The sequence below is a fragment of the Gordonia sp. UBA7599 genome (genome assembly GCA_002477755.1).
Lineage (GTDB): Bacteria > Actinomycetota > Actinomycetes > Mycobacteriales > Mycobacteriaceae > Gordonia.
Genome location: DLKD01000102.1, coordinates 1 through 462 on the forward strand (window position 1 = coordinate 1; position 462 = coordinate 462).

A 462-nucleotide genomic window follows, 5' to 3' on the forward strand; every position below is an offset into this window, starting at 1 on the left:
CGGCGCAGAACGTCGTCGTGCGGTCGCTCGACGGCACGCGCACCCTGTGGAGTGCACGGGACTGCTCCCCGCTGCGGACGGTGAAGAACGTGACTTTCGCACCCGGTCAGCAGGAGCGCGACACGATCACCTGGTCGGGCACCACCAGCACGCCGGGCTGCAAGACCCCGCGCGAGCCGGTTCCGCCAGGTGCCTACCGCGCGGTCGGCAAGATCGGCGAGCGGGAATCCGCACCGATCACCTTCAACGTCGTCGCACCAGCGCAGCAGCCGTAACCGCGACCAGCAACCGGTAGCCGTGGCCCGGCGGCTTCGGCGTCCGCCGACCAGAAATCGGCTAGAACCGGTCGAGGCTCGTCTCCGCGAGCCGAGAGAGGCCCTCGCGAATGTGGCGCGCCCAGATGTTGCCGATGCCCTCGACGCCCTGCAGATCGGCAGCGCTGGTCGCCAGCAGCGCCTGCAG

General features: G+C 70.1%; 2 pseudogenes. One reads left to right on the plus strand and one right to left on the minus strand.

The features are described from left to right. Nucleotides 1-275, plus strand: a pseudogene (locus B4L26_RS11625) (hypothetical protein); the annotation flags it as partial. 61 nt (nucleotides 276-336) lie between these two features. On the opposite strand, the pseudogene B4L26_RS11630 reads toward B4L26_RS11625, so the two are convergent. Further along, nucleotides 337-462: pseudogene (locus B4L26_RS11630) on the minus strand (DNA integrity scanning protein DisA); the annotation flags it as partial.